Source organism: Amycolatopsis sp. FDAARGOS 1241, assembly GCF_016889705.1.
Classification (GTDB): Bacteria; Actinomycetota; Actinomycetes; order Mycobacteriales; family Pseudonocardiaceae; genus Amycolatopsis.
In genome coordinates this window covers 6,584,851-6,601,669 of record NZ_CP069526.1, presented here as the reverse complement: position 1 = coordinate 6,601,669, position 16,819 = coordinate 6,584,851, and the positions used below count along the sequence as shown (strand labels likewise).

Here is a 16,819-nt window from a genome sequence, read left to right as displayed (position 1 = left end):
TCAACCCCCGGGTGTAGATCCGCCGGCGGCCGCACTGCCGCCCATGACCGACAAGGCCGCGGCCGGGGAAGAACAGCACGCGTCCTGGCTCTTCGACCTCGTGGCGGTCGCCGGCGTCGCGCACCTGGTGCACGGCCGCGGTCCGCGGGGTGGTGTGTTTCCTCGCTGGACGGGGTGGATGTGCTTCACGGTCTACGGCAACGTCGCGAGGGCGCCGCACGGACGTTCCCGGCGCTGTTCGCGATTCTGAGCCTGGCCTTCCTGGCTGCGTCGGTCCCGGACATCCAGGGGGAGCACGCGAGGGTGTTCGCCGGCGTGTACATCGACGTGCTCGCCGGCCGCGCGCTACGACCTGTGGGCGCTCGGGCCGGCGCTAGACCTGGTCAGCACGTTCGCCGTCTCAGGCGACCGGCTCGTCGCCGGCCTGACCGCGAGGATGGTCGGCCGGGAAGGTCCGGGCCAGCACCCGACGCTCGTCCGCTGCGACACCGTCCACTTCGGTGAGCGCCTGGGCAGGCTCCTGTGCGGCTGCGTCGCCGCGTTCGCGGTGATCGGGTCCCTCGCGAGCTTCGCCGCAGACCGCGGTGAGCGCTGGTGCCGCTCGTGCGGGGCCTGGCCATCCCGGCCGCCCCGGGTCTCGCGGGCGGCTCGCCGGCACCCGCGGGGTTCGTGTGGCTGCTGATCGCCGCGGCCGCGGCCGGGGCCGGGCTGCTGCGCCGGGCGCAGAGCAAGACCGCCTGACTCCATCCCGGGGTGCACGCGCAAGTCCCACCCTGGCGCCGACGCGGGAGCTCCCTCGTCGCGGCCACGCTGAGCGGGTCCGCTTCACCGAACGGGAGGGCTTGCTGTGAAACCCGAACTGCTGCGCCGGCTGGTGCCGAGCCTCGTGGGGAACGTCGTGGTGCCGCTGGTGGTGTACCTGCTGCTCAAACCCGCCGTCGGGAGTGAGGTGGTGGCGCTGGCGATCTCGGCGGCGATCCCGCTGCTCGTGACTGTCGGTGGCTTCGCCGTGCGGCGGCGCGTGGACCCGATCGGCGTCGTCGCTGTCGCCGGGTTCGTCGTGATGCTGATCGTGCTGGCGCTCACGGGCGGCAGCGAACTGGTGCTGAAACTGCAGGAAGCGGTGTTCACCGGGCCGGTCGGGCTCGTGCTGCTCGGCTCGGCGCTGATCGGGAAACCGGTGCTGCTCCTGGCGCACCGCTTCACCGGCCGGGAAGCCGCGCCCGGGCAGCGGAAGGGCATCACGGTGATGACGGCGCTCATCGGCGGCCTGCTCACTGTGCACGCCGGAGTGCTGCTGGTGCTGGCGATCTCGCTGCCGACCACGACGTTCGTCACCGTCGGCCGGCCCGTCGGCTGGGCCGTGATCGCCGTCGGGCTGCTGGCCGTGTTCGGCTACCGCAACCGGCTGCGTGCGGCGTGAGCGAGCCGTGGGTCGTCACCGGCCACGCGGAGGTCAAGCAGCTCTTCGCCGAACCGCGCCTCGAGCCGCTGCCCGCGCGCGACCCCGCCGAGCACCGCCAGATGCGGCGCCTGCTGACCGGCGCGTTTTCCGCCCGGCGCATGGCGGCCCTCAAACCCGGGGTCGACGCGCTCGCGCACCGGCTCCTCGAAGAGCTGATCCCGCCGGTCGACTTCCACGCGGCCTTCTCCGATCCGTTCCCGGAGCTGGTGATCCGCCGGCTCCTCGGCGCCCCGCCCGGCGAAGACCTCACCGAGGTCGCCCGTTTCAAGCGCGGGCACCCCGCGGACGACGTCCTGTCCGACCTCGTCCACGAGGTCCCACCCGAAGAAGCCGCCCGCCACGCGAAAATCCTGCTGTACGCGGGCCACGTCACGACCACGACGGCGATCGACAAGGGTCTCGTCCCGCTCGACACGCACCCGGATCAGCGGGCCGCGCTGTGGGCCGACCCGGCGCTCGCGCCGGGCACCGTCGAGGAGATCCTGCGGCTGCCGCCGAAGTCCCCGCTCATCGGCGGCCGCCCGCGCCGTGCGACCGCCGATTTCGAGACCGGCGGCCGCACCCTGCGCACCGGCGACCTCGTGCTGCTGAGCGCGGTGCGGGCCAACCTCGACGAGACCGTCTTCGCGAACCCCACGACGTTCGACATCCGCCGCGACGCGCGCGGCCACCTCGCGTTCGGGCACGGTCCTCACCACTGCCTCGGCGCGCCGCTGGCCCGGCTCGAGTTGCGGGCGGTCTTCACCGCGCTGCCCCGTGTTCTGCCCGGCTTCCGCCTGGCCGTCCCGCCGAGCGAGCTGGAACGGCGCTTCGACGTCAGCCACACGGAGTTCGCGCAGCTGCCGGTGACGTGGTGATCAGTCGGTGACCGACGACAGCAGTTCGCGCAACGCCGCGGCGAACTTCGGCGCGTTGCGCTGCGGCGCGAGGTGCGCGCCGGGCACTTCCGCGAACGGCAGGCCCAGCTCGAGCGCGAGGATCTTCGCCGGCTGGTAGTGGTAGCGGCCGCGGCTGCCCTCGCCGGCCACGGGCACGATCTCGGTGCTCGCCCGCCGCAGCGCGCGCAGGTCGGGCAGGTAGTCGAAGAACTCCGTGAGCTCGCGGTCGAACAGCCGCAGCCAGTCGGCTTCGTGGGGGAGCCGCAGGTGCGGCAGGTCGGGCAGCGCGGCGCCCGCGATCCCGTCGGAGAAGCGAGTCACGGCGCTCATGAGGTCACCCGAACGGGCCAGCCGCACCTGTTCGTGCGCGGCTTCGAGCCAGCCCGTGGCGTCGGGCATCAGCTGCACGGCCGGCGGTTCGTGCGCGACCAGCACGGACACACGGCCGGGGTGGCGGGCCACGAGATCGAGGCCGATGAGTGCCCCGGCGCTGGTGCCGAACACGGGGATCGGCCCGGCGCCGACGTGGTCGAGCACCGCCAGTGCGTCGTCCGCCTGCAGCGAAACGGGCACCGGGCCCGTGGTCGTGTCGGTGCTGGCGAAATGCCCGCGGCGGTCGTAGGTGACCACGGTGTGGTCCGTCTGCAGCTGCTTGGTGAGCGCGCGGTACGCGTCGGCGCCCCCGGTCCCGCCGGGGATGAGCAGCAGCATCGGGCCCTCGCCGCCGATGCGGACGGCGAGCTCGCCCTCCGCGACCGGGCAGCGGCTTTCCGGGATCATGCCTTGAAGTCAAGCACAACAGCCGTTGTCGAGGCGGCGCAGGATCGCCTCCGCGTCGGCCACGATCCCCTCGATCAAGTCCGCGACCGGCGGCAGGTCGCGCAGCAGGCCGGCGATCCGCCCCGACGCCAGTACCCCCGCTGCCGGACCACCGTCGACGGACCCGCGCGCAGCAGCACCGGTATGTTCGCGGCCATCAGCACCTGCGCCCGGTGCGACCGCCGTGGCGCAGCCGCAGGCGTTCGCGCACGAGCGCGCCCGACGAAAGCCCGCTCAGCCGCCGGAATCGCGCGGCGTTCACGGCGGCGCGCACGAACCCGGTGAGTGGCCCGGACTTTTCGAGTGTGTCGTGATGCGGCATCCCGTCGACCTTGCGCGTCACCACGGTGCCACCGAGGTCGACTTCGAGGTAGTGCCGCTTCACGGCGTGCGGGACGGTGCTTGCACGCGTGAGCAGGAACCGCGTGCCCATCGCGATCCCGGCCGCGCTGTAGGCTCGCCCGGCCGCCGGCCCGCGGCCGTGAAGAAGCCGCCCGCCGCGACCACCGGGATGTCGATCGCGTCGAGGACCGCGGGCAGCAGCAACGTCGTCGCGACGCCGCCGGTGTGGCCACCGCCCTCGCCGCCCCGCACAACCACGGCATCGACGCCTCACGCCGCCACTTTCCCCCGCGTGGCGAGCCGCGCCGCCCGACGGCAGCACGACGATCCCGTGGTCCTTGACCTTCGTGATCAGCTCACGCTTCGGCGCGAGCGCGAAGGACGCGACGCGCACGCCTTCGGCGATGAGCAGGTCGCCGCGCCGGCCGGCGTCTTCGACGTCGGCCCGGAGGTTGACGCCGAACGGGTTCTCCGTGCGGCTCCTTTGTTTCCTTGACCGCGGCGGCGAGTTCGTCGTAGGTCATGGTGGCGGACGCGAGGATGCCGAGGCCGCCCGCTTCCGCCGTCGCGGACACCAGGCCTGGTCCGCGACCCAGCCCATGCCGGTCTGCGCCACGGGGTGGCGCACGCGGCCTTCACGACGAGACTTCCTTGTCCCGCAGCGACTTCGGATCCAGCAGGTCGCGCAGCAGTGCCAGCTCTTCGCCGGTGGGCTCGCGCGTCGGCCGCGTTTCCGCCGCGTCGAGCCGGAACGAGGTCGCGGCGAGGACCTCGTCGACGCACACGCCCGGATGGGTGTGCGGCAGTCGTGGTGCGTGCCCGGTGCCGCCGAAGTCGAGCACGTCCAGGTTGGTCACGACGCGGTGGACGTCATGGTAGGGCGGGGAAAGCGCCCGCGCCCGGGGGTAGCCGACGCCGGACACCACGGCCACGCGGGCCACGAACCCGCGCCGGCTGTGCCGTGGATCCACTAGCTCGTGCGGTCGTCCGCGGTGTTGCCGGGACCGCCGCGCACGAAAAGGTCGTGGCGCTCAACCTCCTGGCGACGCTGGGCATGGTGCAGGCGGCGAACGCCGTGATGCAGCGGTAACGGGCGGCGTGATCGTCAACGTCAGCAGTGTCAGCGCTTTGCGGCCGTCACCGCGGACAGCGGCGTACGGCGCGGCGAAAGCGGGGCTGGACAACCTCACGGTGACGCTCGCCGTCGAACGGGCGCCGCGCGGCTGGTGTCCGCGGCGGGGGCGGCGTTCGGTTCGCTGGAGGTGCTAGTGCTCAACGCCGGGTTCCTACGGGACCGGATGTCGGTGAAGATGGCGGAGCACGAGTGGGACGCGGTGGTGCAGGTGCACTCGAAGGGACACTTCGCGCCGTTGCGGCACGCGGCGGAGTACTGGCGTGCCGAGGCGAAGGCAGGACGGCCGCGAGAGGCGCGGGTGGTGATGACCAGCTCGGGCGCCGGGGCTGCTGGGCAGCGTCGGGCAAGCCCGCTATTCGGCGGCGAAGGCGGGGATCCTGGGGCTCGCTTAGGTGGCCGCGGCGGAGCTGGGGCGCTTCGGCGTCACGGTGCACACGATCGCTCCTGCCGCGCGGACGCGGATGACGGAGGGGACGTTCGACATGGCGGGGCCGGCGTCGGGATTCGACGCGATGGCACCGGAAAACATGTCGCCGTTGGGAGTGTGGCCGGGTTCCCTCGAATCCGGTGGCGTGGCCGTGCGGGTGTTCGAAGTGGACGGTGGGCGCGTGGCGGTGGCGGACGGCTGACGTCACGGTCCGGCGCGGGACAAGGGATCCCGGGGAAGCCGCGGAGCTGGGGCTCTCGGTGGCTGCGCTGCTAGCCGCGACCTCACCCGAACCGGTGTACGGCGCTCAAGTATTGTCGGTGCGGAGTGCTTCACTGGCGCGCATGACCACTTGGCAGACCTTCGCGGCGGCGGCTCCCTCGCTTGCGGACCACGTGCACAGACGCTTCACGGCCGGCGAATCGCACGTCCTGGCGACCCTGCGCCGCGACGGCTCACCCCGCGTGAGCGGCTCCGAGGTCGACTTCCGCGACGACGGCCGTCTGTACATCGGCTCGATGCTCGGCGCCCTCAAGGCTCGCGACCTCCGCCGCGACGGCCGGTTCGCGTTGCACGCCTACCCGGGCATCGAAGACGGCGGAGAGGGCGATGCCAAACTCGCGGGCGTCGCGGCGGAGATCACCGAGGCGGACGTACTCGCCCGCCTCGGCGTGGAGGCCCCGAGCCACCTGTTCCACCTCGACATCCAAGAAGCGGTGTACACGTGGGTCGCCGACAACACCCTCTTCATCGAATCCTGGCACGACGGCGGCGCCTGGGTCCGCTTCGCCCGCCCAGACAACGGGCCAGTGGAGAAGACTGTGCTGGGCTGAGTTTTTCACGGCACGGCGCGGTTACCAGTCGGGTCCGGCGCGAGGTCGAGCCTGAGCGGGGTTCGGATATCAACCGACCCGGCTGAGTTCGGCGTGGCCGCAGGTCGAGTGTGCGGTCGCGGCCCTCAGGGGTGGTTCAATGCGGGCATGCGTCTGGCGGAAGACCTGGTCGACGAGCCCGGCACCCTGCTGATCATCGGGCCGTCGAAGGCCAAGGTCACCGGCGGCAGCCCACGCACGGCGGCTCGCGCGGATTGGCCCGAAGACCTGCTCCGGGCTCGCGCGGACCTCCTGCCCCGCTCGGTTGTCGACGACCGGACCCAGCTACCTGCCTGGCAGCGCTACCGGGGCCACTTCTACCGGCACGTCGGCGACGCGCTGCCCGACGCCGCGGCGTCCGGACGGCTGCTCATCCTCAGCGGTGGCTACGGCGTCGCGAGGGCGGACGAGCCGATCGCGTGCTACGACCGGAAACTCCGCTTGCGCGACTGGCCGCCCGGCACCCTCGAGGCCGCGATCCAGTACGAGGTGCAGCGCCTCGGTACCCGGCGGGTCCTCGGTTTCGTGTCCAAGAGCGCGGATTACGCGAAGCTGCTGCGCCGCGTCCGCTGGGACGTCGACGCCACCCTGGTCACCATCGACTTCCACGGAGGTGGCGCGCAGGCCGAAGTTCCGAAGCGGCTCGCCCACGCCTTCGCCGCGGTGTGGCTGCGCGAACCGGAGCGGATGCCACCCGGCGTCGTCACCGAGCCGTTGTCGTGAGCCGGCGGGGCGCCCTGCTCGGTCGTGGGCGTGAACACTCCGCGCCGGTGCGGACCGGTCAGGGCTGGGCCCACAGGCAGAACGGGTGGCCGGCGGGGTCGAGGTAGACGCGGACGTGTTCCTGGGGCTGGAACTCCGCCAGCCGTGCGCCGGCCGCGACGGCTTTCGCGCCGGCCTTCGCGAGGTCGTCCGCCTCGATGTCGAGGTGGAGCATCATCTGCTGGTAGCCGGGCTTCGGTGGCCACACCGGGGGCACGAGTTCGCGTTCCAGCTGGAACGACAGGCCGGCCCCGCCGTGAGGTGGGCGGAGGGTGACCCAGTCCGCCTCGTCCGCGCCGAGGGGCCAGCCGAGGAGGGCTTGGTAGAACGTCGCCAGCGCCCGCGGGTCGGGGGCGCCGATCACGGTTGCGGTCAGTTTCATCGCCTCAGCGTAAGTCCGTCACGGATTTCGTGGCCGGCGGAAGCTCGGTCGTCACAGGCGTTCGATGATCGTCGCGGTGGACGTGGCGCCGCCGGAGCACATGGTGATGAGGGCGGTCGCGGCGTTCGAGTTCGTGCAGCGCTGTGGTGAGCAGGCGGGCGCCGGTGGAGCCGACGCGGTGGCCGAGGGCGATGGCGCCGCCGTCGACGTTCACGCGCGAGAGGTCCGGCTGGTACACCGATTGCCCGGAGAGGACAACCGAGGCGAACGCTTCGTCGACCTCGTACAGGTCCGGGTCGCCGATCGTCATGCCCGCCGACGCGAGCACGCGAAAGGTCGCCTGGATCGGGCCGTCCAGAAGGGTAGAAGGGCTTCGCGCCGACCAGCGCCTCGGCCAAGATGCGGGCGCAGGACCAGTGACCGGGCCGGCGCGGCGTCCACGATCAGCAACGCGGCCGCGCCGTACGAGATCTGCGACGACATGCCGGCCGTGTGGACACCGTCCTCGAGTACGGGCTTCAGGCGCGCCATACCGTCCACAGTGGTCTTCCGCAAGCCCTGACCTCGCGCCACCAGCCGGGTCTCGCCCGACACCGGGTCCTTCAGCAGCACGATCCCCCGGCCGAAGTGCGCCGCCGCGCACACCGCCGTGGGTTTCCGTTGCGAGGCGGCGCCGAACGCGTCCACCTCGGCAAGTCAAGCCGCGGTGGACGGCGATGCGTTCCGCGGCCGCGTACTGGTTCGGCAGGTCGATGGACCACGACGGCGGCCGCGGCGTGCCCACCGCGTCGCTCCGGTTCGCGCCGAGCGGCACCCCGCGCATGGACTCGGCCCCGCACGCCATGCCGGTCGTAATCGCGCCCACCGCGATCAACCCCGCCACCAGGTGCGGCCTGCTGCGCGGAGCCGCACTGCGTGTCGATCGTGGCGCCCGTCGCCTTGCGGAGGCCGGTGTGCAGCCACGCCGTGCGGGTCAGGTTGCCAGCCTGGGTCACCGCGTCCCCGATGACCTGCTCCACCTGAGCCGGATCGACTCCGCCGCGTTCCCCCACCGCGCGGAGCGCCGCGCCCAGGAGTTCGGCCGCTTGCAGGCCGGAAAGCAGGCCGCCGCGTTTGCCGATCGGCGTGGCGCACCGCCGCCACGATCACTGGTTCGCGCACCAGAACCCCTTCGTCCACCATTGAAAACCATCTCAAACTAGAACGCGTTACACCAAGAAGCATGAATCCCCAGCTGTCTCAATATTTCGATCTTCCCCGACTGAGCGCTCGTTCACCTGGACGGAATCGGTAAAGTAAACGGGTATCACCCAATTGGGTTCCGTGAGTTAACACCGTATGCTCTACTGGCTCGTAGAACGTGTTGCAGTGCGCGAATCACCGCCGATCCCGTGCTGGAGGCAGCCTTGGCCGCTCCGCTCTTGCCCGCCGGTTTCGACTTCACGGACCCGGACCTCTACGCGAACCGCTTGCCCCTGGAGGAGTTCGCCGAGCTCCGCCGAACGGCACCCGTGTGGTGGAACCCGCAGCGCCCCAACACCGCCGGCTTCGGTGACGACGGTTACTGGGTCGTCACCCGCCACGCCGACGTCAAAGAGGTCTCCCGTGACAGCGAGCTCTACTCGTCGTGGGAGAAGACCGCCATCATCCGCTTCGACGACCAGATGACGGCGGAGAACCTCGACGCCAACCGCCTGGTGCTGCTCAACATGGACGCCCCGCAGCACACCAAGCTGCGCCGCATCGTCTCGAAGGGCTTCACGCCGCGGTCCATCGCCAAGCTCGAAGACACCCTGCGCGACCGGGCCGAGCGCATCGTGGCCGAAGCGCAAAAAAAGGGCGAAGGCGATTTTGTCACCGACGTCGCCTGCGAGCTGCCCCTGCAGGCCATCGCCGAGCTCATCGGCGTCCCGCAGGAAGACCGCATGAAGATCTTCGACTGGTCCAACCAGATGGTCGCCTACGACGACCCCGAGTACGAGCTCGAACCCCTCACCGCGTCGGCCGAACTCGTCGGGTACGCCTGGAACATGGCCGAGGAGCGCCGCCGCTGCCCGGTCGACGACATCGTCACCAAGCTCGTGCAGGCCGACGTCGACGGTGAAGCCCTCGGCTCCGACGAGTTCGGGTTTTTCGTGATACTGCTGGCCGTCGCGGGCAACGAGACCACCCGCAACGCCATCACCCACGGCATGAAGGCCTTCCTCGACCACCCCGGCCAGTGGGCGGCCTACCGCGACGCCCGTCCCAAGACCGCGCCCGACGAGATCGTCCGCTGGGCCACGCCCGTCGTCGCGTTCCAGCGCACCGCTACGCGCGACACCGAACTCGGCGCCGCGCTCATCCGCAAGGGTGACCGCGTCGGCATGTTCTACAGCGCCGCCAACTTCGACCCCGAAGTCTTCGACGACCCCGGGCGGTTCGACGTGTTCCGCGAGGACAACCCCCACGTCGGCTTCGGCGGCACCGGCTCGCACTACTGCCTCGGCGCCAACCTCGCGCGCCTGGAGATCGACCTCATCTTCAACGCGATCGCCGACGTCATGCCCGGGATCACCGAGGCCGCCCCACCGCAGCGGCTGCGCTCGAGCTGGCTCAACGGCATCAAGCACTACCAGGTCCGCTACGCCTGATCCGGCGGAAACCGGCATGATGACCGGGTGACCCACCGCGTGTGCGTCGACGTCGAGTTCGGCGTCCGGGTGACGAAACCCGGCCTCGCCGCGATCTCGGTCGCCGCCGTGCACGCGGACGCCGACGAGCTGGCCGTGTCCGGCGCCGGCAGTCCCCGCGCCGCCGAGCTCGACCACGGCACGCGCGCGGAGGTGTTCGACCTCGAAGCGGGCGAGCACCGCGTCACCTACCACGGCGAACGCACCCTGCACCGCTCCGCCGCCGAACCGGTCACGCTCGCGGACCTCGCTCGCTACACCCGCCCGAGCCGCTACTGCCCGGCCGACCGCATGCCCGGGCTCGACCTGGCGCGGCACACCGACGACCGCGCCCGCGTGCACGCCATCACCGACCACGTGCACGAACGCCTCGACTACGTCGCGAGCGCCCGCGAAGGCCGCGACGCCGCCGAAGTCCTGCGTGCGGGGGTCGGTTCCTGCCGCGACTTCGCCCACGCGTGCATCACCCTGTGCCGGGTCGCGGGCATCCCCGCCCGGTTCACCACCGTCTACGCTCCCGGCCTGGTGCCGATGGACTTCCACGCCGTGTTCGAGGCCGGCGTCGGCGGCCGCTGGCTGGTGTTCGACGCGACCCGCCGGGCATCGCGCCGGACGATGCTGCGGATCGCCACCGGCCGCGACGCCGCGGACACCGCGTTCCTCACCCCGCTCGGCTGCGAGCTCGACTTCCTCGGCGCCACCGTCTTCGCGACGGCCGACGGCGCGCTACCACCCGATGACCCGGGCAAACCGGTGGTCCTGGGCTGATCGCGTGTCCGCTGCGACAAACCCGGCCCCGGCTGGGTAGACAGTGACCGTGAACCGTGAATTGCCTGGGCCGAGCCGGTGGGCCCGCGCGCGTGCCCGGTACCGGTGGCTCGACCACCTCGCCCTCGCGACGAACCGGTACTTCGACTACGGCGGCTACCACTACGTCGCGTCGATCACCTACTTCAGCCTGCTCTCGCTCGTGCCGATCCTGATGCTGGCGTCCTCGGTCGGGGGCTTCGTGCTGGCTTCGCAGCCGCAGCTGCTCGACCAGTTGCTGCACGCGATCTCCGGCACGCTCCCGGGCTCGCTCGGCGACAAAGCCGCGGAGCTGCTGACGGGCTTCGTGGAGCAGCGCACGAGCGTCGGGGTCGCGGGTCTCGTCGTCGGGCTCTATTCGGGCTGGAACTGGATGAACTCGCTGCGCGACGCGCTCACCGCGATGTACGGGCAGAACCGCTCCGACCAGCCGCTGCTGCGCACGATCGCCGTCGACGTGCTCGCGCTGCTGGGGCTCGCGGCAGCGCTGCTCGTGTCGTTCGGCATCACCGTGTCCGGCACGGCCGTCGGGCACTACCTGCTGGGTCTGATCGGCGTGGCGGACACGAGCTGGGGCCGCACGGTGCTGTCGGTGGTGTCCGTGCCACTGGCGCTGGCCGCAGACTGGCTCGTGTTCCTGTGGGTGCTCACGCGGTTGCCGCGCGAACGGGTCGGCTGGCGCAGCGCGATGCGCGGCGCGGTCGCGGCGGCGCTCGGCTTCGAGCTGCTGAAGCAGGCCGGTGGTTTCTACTTGAGCTTGATCAGCGTGTCGCCGACCGGTGTCGCGTTCGGCTCGGTGATCGGCCTGTTGTTCTTCATCTCGTTGATCGCCCGCATGCTCGTGTACATCACGGCGTGGACGGCCACCGCGCGCGACGCCCCGCGGAAACCGATTCCGCCGCCGACACCGACCGAACTGCGGCCGGTCGCCGCGCCGAGGCACAACCCGGCTGGTCCGCTCGCGCTCGGCGCTGTCCTGGGCGCACTGGGTACGGTGTTCGCGTTGCGCGGCCGGCGCCGGTCCCGCTCGTGATCGAGCCGGTCACGAGCCGGATTTGGCCGAGCCCAAGTACTGCGAGCCGCCGCCGTACGCGTGGTCGAGTGCGACCCGCGCCTCGTCGACCTGATGGTCGCCCGCGCGGCCCATCACCTGTTTGACCGCCGCGGAGAAGCGCAGCATGCCCGACGCGCCGATCGGGTTCGACGACAGCACGCCGCCCGGCGGGTTCACCGGCAGCCGGTCATCGAGCGCGGTATCGCCGGCTTCGGCCACCTTCCAGCCCCCGTCTTCGCCCGCGAAACCCAGGTTCTCGAGCCACATCGGCTCGAACCACGAGCACGGCACGTGGATCCGAAGTGGCTACGACGCTAAGAGCGTGTCTCGCGTCGAGCCGCGCCGCGCTGTTCTCGCAGTCGGTGAAGCAGAAGATGCTCGACCTGCTGCGGGGTGTCGTGATCACCGACGCGATCGGTTCGCCGGAGAGCGGTTTCACCGGGATCGGCATGGTGGGCAAGGACTCCGACCACAGCGCCGGCCCGCGCGTCGCGTTCGGCAAGGACGAGGGCACGGTCACGCTGTTCGGCCGCGGTTCGCAGTGCGATGAACACCGGCGGCGAGAACGGGGTACCCCGAGACGGTCGAGGCTGGTGGGAGCACCGGGGAGATCGCGTCGATGGTGGTCGTACCGGAAATCGTCGGCGCCGTCGGCGCCGACGTCCCCGTGTTCGCTGCCGGCGGCATCGGCTCGGGCCGGTCGCGACCGCGCTGGTGCTCGGCGCGACCGGTGTGTGGATGGGCTCGTTCTGGCTCGCCACGGAGGTGTACCGCCGCACCATGCCCGGCTCCGGCTCGATGCAGACCGCGCTCGTCGGCGTGACCTCCGCCGCCGTCCGCGCCCGCAGCTACACCGGCAAACCCGCGCGCCTGCTCAAAACCCGCTGGACGGACGCCTGTGCCGCGCCGGACGCGCCCGAACCGTTGCCGATGCCGTTGCCGACCTGCTGGTCTCCCACTTCCACAACCGGATCCACGCCGTGAGCGAGCCGGCGGTGGTGTCGAAGCCAGTGGGCCAGATCGTGGGCCGGATGGATCGAGTTCGTTTGGTGGCGGAGGTGATGAACGGTCTTGTGGAGGGATATGAGGAGGCTGTGAAGGAGTTTTCGTGAGGGGTCTTGTTAGGACAAACGTGCGGTCGGTTGTGGTGTGGGCCCTGCGCAGGGGCGTGTGTGGCGGTTTCGTTTGTGGGTTGAGGCGGTCCTGCGCGGGGGCGTGTTGCGAGGCGTGTGCACCCCGAAGCTCAGGTGTGGCCGTGTGAGGGTTTCGGATCGCGGTGCTGGGCGGGGGCTGGGTGCATCACTCTTTGCGTAGTTTGGCGGCGGTTGCGTAGGTGGGGTCCGTCGCCTTTCGGGGTGCTGGGCAGGGGTCGGGTGGGTTCTTCGTGGCGTAAGTGGTTGGCGGTTGTGCAGCCGGTGGAACCCGAAGCCGGAACCCGAACCCGAAACCCGAACCCGAAACTAAGGACTCTCCTCAGCGGACGCTACATCTTCGAGGCGGCCGAGGCGATCGCGTCCGCGAAGCTCGTCACCTCCGTGTAGACGCCGGGGGCGTGCGGGCGGGCGCAGCCGGTTCCCCAGCTCGTGATGCCGACCTGCACCCAGGCGCCGGCGGTGTCGTGGCGGAACATGGGGCCGCCGGAGTCGCCCTGGCAGGTGTCGACGCCGCCGGAGGAGACGTTGCCCGCGCAGATCTCCGCGGCCGGGATGAGGTCGGAGTAGTCGCCGCCCTGGGCTTCGCACGTCGAGTCGCTGACGAAGGGGACCCGGGCCTTCAGCAGGTAGCGCTGCTGCGCGCCGCCCTCGGTCGCGGCGCCCCAGCCGGCGATGGTGAACGTGCCCGAGTTCAGCGAGGTGCTCGTGGCGAGCGGCAGCGTGGGGATGCCGCTGACGGGGCTCGCCAGCTTGATCAGGGCCCAGTCGCCCCCGGTGGTGGTGTACGTGGTGGAGCGGTACACGTAGCTGGAGCGCACCTTCTTCGCACTGGAGCTCTGCAGGTCGACGACCCCGAGTGTCGCGGTGATCGACGTGTTCGAGCCCGTGCGCGTGACGCAGTGGGCGGCTGTCAGCACGATCTGCGGCGTGTACAGGGCGCCGCCGCAGCCCATGGAGAGCCGCACCATCCACGGGAACTCGCCCTGGGCCGCGCGCGTGCCGCCGACGACCTGGGTGCCGCTCGTCGACGCGTCCGCCGGCGACGCGAGCCCGAGGGTCGTGGCCAGCACGGTGACGCCGACAAGAGCTTTTCCGAGCAGGGTGAACCATCTCTTGGAGGTCACGGGGGATCCGTCCTTCCGGTGTCCGAAGTGGAACAAGGATACGGGGAGTGATCAGCTGACTACAGCAGAGAGGGGCAAATCGGACAAGCTACTTTGTTCGGATTTGCGGCGCGAACGGTCCCTTCGTCGCGAAACTTTCAGCGCTGTCCCGCGAAACCCGGCGGCCCACCCGCGCCACCGGCGCCGAGCCCGACGCCGTCTCCGGAGTCAGCGCAGGTCCCAGCGCGAGCGACAGCGCCTCCGCGACCGCGGTGTAGACCACGAGCGCTGACGACCGCCGGCGTGCTGTCCACGAGCACCCGCCTCGCGAGCGGCGGCCCGCGCACCCGCAGGCGGTCTTCCGGTCGCGGCCGCGAGCATCGCCACCGGCGAACCACCACGGGCGATCGCCGGCGGCGACTGCGCCGACACCTCGCCCGTGTCACACCTCGCGGCGCTGTCCCGTTCCCTTCCCGACGGCCACCTTCGAAGGGAGACCCCGCGTGAACATCGCACTCTGGACCGGACAGATCGTCCTCGCGCTGCTGTTCGCCCTGTCCGGTTCGCTCAAGTCCACGATGTCGCGTCAGCGCATGCTGGAAACGGGCCAGACGGGCGCCGCCGCCTATCCGTTGCCGGTGGTGCGGTTCGCGGCGGTCTGCGAGCTGCTCGCCGTGCTCGGGCTGACCCTGCCGCAGCTCACCGGCGTCGCACCGGCGCTGACCGGGTGGGCCGCGCTGGGCCTGGTCGTGGTCATGATCGGCGCGATGGCCATGCACGCGCGCCTCGCGATCACCCGGCACAAGGCCGCCGAGTGGCGCAACGTCGGCGTCAACGTCCTCATCCTCGCGCTGGCCGCGTTCGTCGCCACCGGCCGGCTCTGACCCCGGAACAAGCGACCCAATCGACCGCCACCTCTTCACCCCACGTTCTTCGCCACGCCAACCACCATTCCCGCCCGGCGGCGACCGTGACGGGCGTGCGAGTGGTGATCGTGGGTGGTGGCGTGCTGGGGACGATGCACGCGTGGCAGGCCGCCGGCCGTGGGCACGAGGTGGTGCAGATCGAGCGGGAAGCCGAGGCGCGCGGCGCTTCCGTCCGCAACTTCGGCCTCGTCTGGGTCAGCGGCCGCGCGGCGGGGAAGGAGCTCGACACCGCGCTGCGGGCGCGCCGGCTGTGGGAGGAGATCGCCGCGTCGGTCCCCGAGGTGGGCTTCCGCGCGAACGGGTCCCTCACCGTGCTGAGGACCGAGGCCGAGGTCACGGTCGCGCGGGAAGCCGCCGGGAGCGCCGACGCGGCCGACCGCGGCTTCAAACTCCTCACACCGGCCGAGGCCCGCGCCGTGAACCCCGCGCTCCGCGGCGGCTTCACCGCCGCGCTCTGGTGCGAACGCGACGCCGCCGTCGAACCGCGCACCGCCCAACCCGCCCTTCGCGCGGCGCTGCAGTCCACCGGCCGCTACAGGTGGCTCCCCGGCCGCGAAGTGCGCAGCCTCACCGGCACCGGCGTCACGGACGACCACGGCGACCGCCACGAAGGCGACGTCGTCCTGTTCTGCACCGGCGCGTGGCTCGGCGGTCTGGTCCGGGAGATCGCCGGCGTGCTGCCCGTCCGCCGCGTCCGGCTGCAGATGGCGCAGACCGAGCCGCTGGACGAGCGGCTGACCACGAGCGTCGCCGACGCCGACAGCTTCCGCTATTACCCGGCGTTCCGCAGCGACGCCCTCGAGCGCGACCAGCCGCAGGGCGAAGTCGCCGCGAAGAACGCCATGCAGCTGCTGGTGGTCCAGCGCCTCGACGGTTCGCTCACCATCGGCGACACCCACGAGTACGCGCAGCCCTTCGGCTTCGACGTGACCGAAGACCCGTACGAGCACCTCGCCGACGTCGCCGGCGCGCTGCTTGGCCGCCCTATGCCGCGGATCGTCCGCCGCTGGGCCGGCGTCTACGCCCAAGCCACCGACCCGGCCGCGATCGTGCACCGGGAACGCTTGGCGGACAACGCTTTCCTCGTCACCGGACCCGGCGGGCGCGGCATGACGTGCTCCCCGGCGATCGCCGAGGACACGGCGCTGGAGGTGGGTCTGTGACCACGGAACTGGTCGTGCTGGACCTGGCCGGCACCACGGTCGCCGACGACGGGCTCGTCGTGCGCGCCTTCACCGCCGCGATCGGCGCGGCCGGGGTGTCCGAGGAGGACTCAAGGTTCGCTGGGATGCTGGCGCACGTCCACGCCACCATGGGCCAGCCGAAGATCACCGTGTTCCGGTCGCTGCTGCCCACCGAGGACCTCGCGCAGCGCGCCAACGCCGAGTTCGAGCGCGCGTACCACGTGCTGGTCGCGGCGGGGGAGTGCAAGCCGGTGCCGGGCGCGGAGGAGGTGATCCGTGGCCTGCGCCACGGGGGTGTCAAGGTCGCGCTCACGACCGGCTTCGCGGTTGCCACGCAGCAGGCGATCCTCGGCGCCCTCGGCTGGCGCGGCCTCGCCGACCTGGCGCTCGCGCCCGGCGACGGGCTGCGCGGCCGGCCGTACCCCGATCTCGTGCTGGCCGCGGTGCTACGGCTGGGAATCACGGATGTCCGGCACGTCGCGGTCGCCGGGGACACGCCGGCGGACGTGCGGACCGGGCTCGCCGCCGGCGCGCGCGTGGTGGCGGGGGTGCTGACCGGGGCCGGGACGCGGACCGAACTTCGCGAAGCCGGCGCGACGCACGTGCTCGGCTCCGTGCGCGACCTGCCGGACGCCCTGGGCTGAAAGATTTCGCGCCCGCCCGTGCAACCGCGGCCGCGCCGGTTCCGTCCGCACGGTATGCGGACAACGGTGAAGGTCCTGGGTGTGGGCGTGCTGCTGCTTTCGGCCGCGGCGTGCGGCGAACGAACGGTGCCGGCGGGTCCGGGCCCGGCCTCTTCGCCGCCACCGGTGGTTTCGACCACTCCGGCCACTCCAG

At 71.5% G+C, this 16,819-nt stretch carries 16 protein-coding genes and 6 pseudogenes; 15 read left to right on the top strand and 7 right to left on the bottom strand.

Annotated features, from left to right (window positions below; all coding sequences use genetic code 11):
- Window positions 1-43: 43 nt before the first annotated feature.
- The 4 genes from I6J71_RS32280 (at window position 44) to I6J71_RS32265 (ending at window position 2,322) form a co-directional block, all read left to right on the top strand.
- Window positions 44-250, top strand: coding sequence for a hypothetical protein (locus I6J71_RS32280; protein ID WP_204090301.1), 207 nt, complete (start codon window positions 44-46; stop codon window positions 248-250).
- A gap of 344 nt (window positions 251-594) precedes the next feature.
- Window positions 595-741 carry a hypothetical protein gene (locus I6J71_RS32275; RefSeq protein WP_204090300.1) on the top strand — a complete coding sequence of 49 codons (147 nt, stop codon included), beginning with the start codon at window positions 595-597 and terminating at the stop codon, window positions 739-741.
- Between the two features lie 106 nt (window positions 742-847).
- On the top strand, window positions 848-1,423 hold the full coding sequence (locus I6J71_RS32270) for a VC0807 family protein (protein WP_204090299.1): 576 nt from the start codon (window positions 848-850) through the stop codon (window positions 1,421-1,423).
- On the top strand, window positions 1,420-2,322 hold the full coding sequence (locus I6J71_RS32265) for a cytochrome P450 (RefSeq protein ID WP_204090298.1): 903 nt from the start codon (window positions 1,420-1,422) through the stop codon (window positions 2,320-2,322). The genes I6J71_RS32270 and I6J71_RS32265 overlap by 4 nt, the downstream gene beginning before the upstream one ends.
- Here I6J71_RS32265 and I6J71_RS32260 read toward each other — a convergent pair whose 3' ends face one another.
- The 3 genes and pseudogenes from I6J71_RS32260 to I6J71_RS32250 form a co-directional block, all read right to left on the bottom strand.
- On the bottom strand, window positions 2,323-3,123 hold the full coding sequence (locus I6J71_RS32260) for an alpha/beta fold hydrolase (protein ID WP_204090297.1): 801 nt from the start codon (window positions 3,121-3,123) through the stop codon (window positions 2,323-2,325). It abuts the gene before it with no gap.
- Window positions 3,124-3,132: 9 nt separating this feature from the next.
- A pseudogene (locus I6J71_RS32255) lies at window positions 3,133-4,105 on the bottom strand (NAD(P)H-dependent flavin oxidoreductase).
- A 34-nt stretch (window positions 4,106-4,139) separates the two neighbouring features.
- Window positions 4,140-4,436 carry a hypothetical protein gene (locus tag I6J71_RS32250; RefSeq protein WP_204090296.1) on the bottom strand — a complete coding sequence of 99 codons (297 nt, stop codon included), beginning with the start codon at window positions 4,434-4,436 and terminating at the stop codon, window positions 4,140-4,142.
- Between the two features lie 80 nt (window positions 4,437-4,516).
- Between I6J71_RS32250 and I6J71_RS32245 the strand changes: the two are divergent.
- The 4 genes and pseudogenes from I6J71_RS32245 to I6J71_RS32230 all read left to right on the top strand — a co-directional run.
- Window positions 4,517-4,725: pseudogene (locus I6J71_RS32245) on the top strand (SDR family NAD(P)-dependent oxidoreductase); the annotation flags it as partial.
- A pseudogene (locus I6J71_RS32240) lies at window positions 4,716-5,374 on the top strand (SDR family NAD(P)-dependent oxidoreductase); the annotation flags it as partial. The pseudogenes I6J71_RS32245 and I6J71_RS32240, both read left to right, overlap by 10 nt.
- Window positions 5,375-5,410: 36 nt before the next feature.
- On the top strand, window positions 5,411-5,899 hold the full coding sequence (locus I6J71_RS32235; RefSeq protein WP_204097340.1) for a pyridoxamine 5'-phosphate oxidase family protein: 489 nt from the start codon (window positions 5,411-5,413) through the stop codon (window positions 5,897-5,899).
- Window positions 5,900-6,046: 147 nt separating this feature from the next.
- Entirely contained in the window at window positions 6,047-6,661 is a 615-nt protein-coding gene (locus I6J71_RS32230) for a hypothetical protein (RefSeq protein WP_204090295.1), read from the top strand.
- A 58-nt stretch (window positions 6,662-6,719) separates the two neighbouring features.
- On the opposite strand, the gene I6J71_RS32225 is transcribed toward I6J71_RS32230, so the two are convergent.
- Complete coding sequence (locus I6J71_RS32225; RefSeq protein WP_204090294.1) at window positions 6,720-7,082, bottom strand: VOC family protein; 363 nt, start codon at window positions 7,080-7,082, stop codon at window positions 6,720-6,722.
- Between the two features lie 51 nt (window positions 7,083-7,133).
- Window positions 7,134-8,243 (bottom strand): annotated as a pseudogene (locus I6J71_RS32220) (acetyl-CoA C-acyltransferase).
- Window positions 8,244-8,488: 245 nt separating this feature from the next.
- Here I6J71_RS32220 and I6J71_RS32215 point away from each other — a divergent pair.
- The 3 genes from I6J71_RS32215 to I6J71_RS32205 are packed head-to-tail and all read left to right on the top strand — an operon-like array spanning window position 8,489 to window position 11,594.
- Window positions 8,489-9,715 (top strand): cytochrome P450, encoded by a 1,227-nt coding sequence (locus tag I6J71_RS32215; RefSeq protein WP_204090293.1) that lies wholly within the window; start codon window positions 8,489-8,491, stop codon window positions 9,713-9,715.
- A 27-nt stretch (window positions 9,716-9,742) separates the two neighbouring features.
- Window positions 9,743-10,522, top strand: a complete 780-nt coding sequence (locus tag I6J71_RS32210) for a transglutaminase family protein (RefSeq protein ID WP_204090292.1) — start codon at window positions 9,743-9,745, stop codon at window positions 10,520-10,522.
- Between the two features lie 49 nt (window positions 10,523-10,571).
- Window positions 10,572-11,594 (top strand): YhjD/YihY/BrkB family envelope integrity protein, encoded by a 1,023-nt coding sequence (locus I6J71_RS32205; RefSeq protein WP_370542001.1) that lies wholly within the window; start codon window positions 10,572-10,574, stop codon window positions 11,592-11,594.
- Window positions 11,595-11,603: 9 nt separating this feature from the next.
- Here the strand turns inward: I6J71_RS32205 and I6J71_RS32200 are convergent.
- Window positions 11,604-11,912: pseudogene (locus I6J71_RS32200) on the bottom strand (thiolase domain-containing protein); the annotation flags it as partial.
- 289 nt (window positions 11,913-12,201) lie between these two features.
- Between I6J71_RS32200 and I6J71_RS32190 the strand changes: the two are divergent.
- A pseudogene (locus I6J71_RS32190) lies at window positions 12,202-12,727 on the top strand (nitronate monooxygenase); the annotation flags it as partial.
- 371 nt (window positions 12,728-13,098) lie between these two features.
- Here the strand turns inward: I6J71_RS32190 and I6J71_RS32185 are convergent.
- Window positions 13,099-13,839 carry a trypsin-like serine protease gene (locus I6J71_RS32185; RefSeq protein ID WP_370542237.1) on the bottom strand — a complete coding sequence of 247 codons (741 nt, stop codon included), beginning with the start codon at window positions 13,837-13,839 and terminating at the stop codon, window positions 13,099-13,101.
- 536 nt (window positions 13,840-14,375) lie between these two features.
- Between I6J71_RS32185 and I6J71_RS32180 the strand changes: the two genes are divergently transcribed.
- The 3 genes from I6J71_RS32180 to I6J71_RS32170 all read left to right on the top strand — a co-directional run bounded on the left by I6J71_RS32180 (window position 14,376) and on the right by I6J71_RS32170 (window position 16,626).
- Window positions 14,376-14,756, top strand: a complete 381-nt coding sequence (locus I6J71_RS32180; RefSeq protein ID WP_204090289.1) for a DoxX family protein — start codon at window positions 14,376-14,378, stop codon at window positions 14,754-14,756.
- 95 nt (window positions 14,757-14,851) lie between these two features.
- A complete protein-coding gene (locus I6J71_RS32175) occupies window positions 14,852-15,961 on the top strand; it encodes a TIGR03364 family FAD-dependent oxidoreductase (protein ID WP_204090288.1) in 1,110 nt (369 codons plus the stop codon).
- Window positions 15,958-16,626, top strand: a complete 669-nt coding sequence (locus tag I6J71_RS32170; RefSeq protein WP_204090287.1) for a phosphonatase-like hydrolase — start codon at window positions 15,958-15,960, stop codon at window positions 16,624-16,626. The genes I6J71_RS32175 and I6J71_RS32170 overlap by 4 nt, the downstream gene beginning before the upstream one ends.
- Window positions 16,627-16,819 lie beyond the last annotated feature (193 nt).